Here is a 2,239-nt window from a genome sequence, read left to right on the forward strand (position 1 = left end):
ATTTTAGAATATTAAAGTTCTAGGGAGTCTCATCAATGAGTGCAGCAAATCTTGTTAAAGGTCTGATGACGAGAAAAATATTGTTCGGGGCGACAGTCACGGCAGCATTATTTTTCATGTTAGTCGGTGTCATCTTCTGGGGCGGATTTAACACTACGATGGAGCAAACCAATACCCTAGAGTTCTGTATCAGTTGTCACGAAATGGAAGACAACGTTTATAAAGAATACCAGTCAACTATTCACTACACCAACCGCAGTGGCGTTAGAGCAAGCTGTTCAGATTGCCACGTGCCTGATCCATGGGTGCATAAAGTTGTTCGTAAGATAAAAGCTTCTAATGAGTTATGGCATAAAGCTTTGGGAAGTATTGATACGCCAGAAAAGTTTGATGCCAAGCGCTTCACGATGGCAAAGAAAGTTTGGGGTGAAATGAAAGCGACAGACTCACGCGAGTGTCGAAACTGTCATGACTTCGAAACCATGTTGCCAGAAAACCAAAAGCCTCGCGCTCGTAAACAGCATTTGAATGCGATGACAGCAGGTAACACTTGTATTGATTGCCACAAAGGTATTGCGCACAAGCCTGTGCATGATGAGTTGACTGACGAAGAAATTGACGAACTCACTACACCAGACCCAGAAATCGCAATCGGTATTCCGGCTCACTGGCAAGAATTTTTAGATAAAGAAGCTGCTGCTAAAGCAGAGAAGAAGCGTTTAGCAGAAGAAGCGGCTAAGAAAGCAGCAGAACAAGCAGCTAAAGCAGCGGAAGAGGCAAAGATTGCGGCAGCTTTAGCTGCAGAGAAAGCTAAGAAAGAGGCTGCAAATAAGCCTAAGAAAACTGAGGCTAAAAAGGCTCCCGCCAAGAAAACTGCTGCAAAATCATCTATCAATTGGGCTGCAGTACCTGCAAGAGAAATCGGTGTTTTCTATCCTGGCCAGGCGTCAATGGAGTGGGTATTAGGACGTAAGCATGGTGGTAAGCGTTCATTCACGAAAGGTGATCGCTGTATGGACTGTCATGAGGAAGAAATTGCAGATATTGGACAAAAGATTGTGACAGGCGAGAAGCTGGAAGATCAGGTGATTCCCGGTAAGCGTGGCAGCATTCCAGTGGCGGTTAAAGCAGCACATGATAGCAAGAGCTTATATATGCAATTTACTTGGGAAGATACTGAACACCAGCCAGTACCCTTTGCAGAAGGTGGCAAGATGGATGCGATGAATCAAATGAAATTGGCCTTTATGTTAGCGACTGACGAAGTTGAGTACGCAGATCGAGCAGGTTGCTGGGGAACCTGTCATGCCGATGCCGATGACATGCCTTTCGCGCCTGAGGGTCAGAGTGTAACTAAGTATCTAAAAGAGAGCCGTACGAAGATTGAGCTTAAAGGCCGAAACAAAAAACCGCTTGGTGGTTGGGATAAGCGTAAGGAAGACGCTGAGATCAAAGCAGAATTTGACGCTCAGCACTTCATGGATATCGTGCGCTACAAGTCGGGTGACAAGAGTATTGAAGACGGCAGTATCTTGGCAGACCGCTTGATGAACGAAGGTGTGATTAGTGAAGCGATAGCAAACAAAGTTGGCAATAAGTGGGTGGTTGAAATCAAGCGTCCTCTGGTAGCTGACGGTGACGGCAATATCAGTCTGGACACCGCTCAAAGCTACAACTTTGGTTTCGCGATTCATGACGATTACAGCAACGGCCGTTTCCATCATGTATCACTTGGGTACAAATTGGGCTTCGATAATGCCGATGTAGAAATCAATGCAGTTAAGCAATAAAAGCTAGTAAATAAGAAAACGGTGAGCGTTATGTGGATGAGATCAGTCAAAAAAACAGGTAAGGGATTGGCAATAGTGCTATTCGCGAACTTGTTGCTGGCGGGCGTCTCATCTGCAGAACTTGTTGAAGTAAAGACACACAAGATGCGTTTCATACCGGAAGTTGTAACAGTCAATATTGGCGATACGGTGCGTTGGCTGAATGTCGAGAAGAGGCAGTATCACAGCGTATGGTTTGAAGGTTTGGGAGAGCCTGAAGGTGAATACTTCTGGCCCGAAGAAAGCGTTGAACGCTTATTTGATCGCGCTGGTGTCTTTGACTATCGCTGCGGACCTCATCCACAGATGAGGGGCAAGGTTATTGTTAAAAAAGCTGAGCTGAAAGTTTCTGAAGAGCGTGCACTGGAACTGGACTATTTAGTGAAACAAGACTGTGGATCATGTCATGG

The 2,239-nt window shown here is 45.5% G+C and carries 2 protein-coding genes; both read left to right on the forward strand.

What is annotated here, in order from left to right:
- Window positions 1-35 precede the first annotated feature (35 nt).
- Window positions 36-1,790, forward strand: coding sequence for a NapC/NirT family cytochrome c (locus A3761_RS11985; RefSeq protein WP_068750266.1), 1,755 nt, complete (start codon window positions 36-38; stop codon window positions 1,788-1,790).
- Between the two features lie 36 nt (window positions 1,791-1,826).
- The coding region (locus A3761_RS11990; protein ID WP_068750268.1) for a plastocyanin/azurin family copper-binding protein at window positions 1,827-2,239 on the forward strand (413 nt) is incomplete at its 3' end.

The organism is Oleiphilus sp. HI0123 (assembly GCF_001635315.1).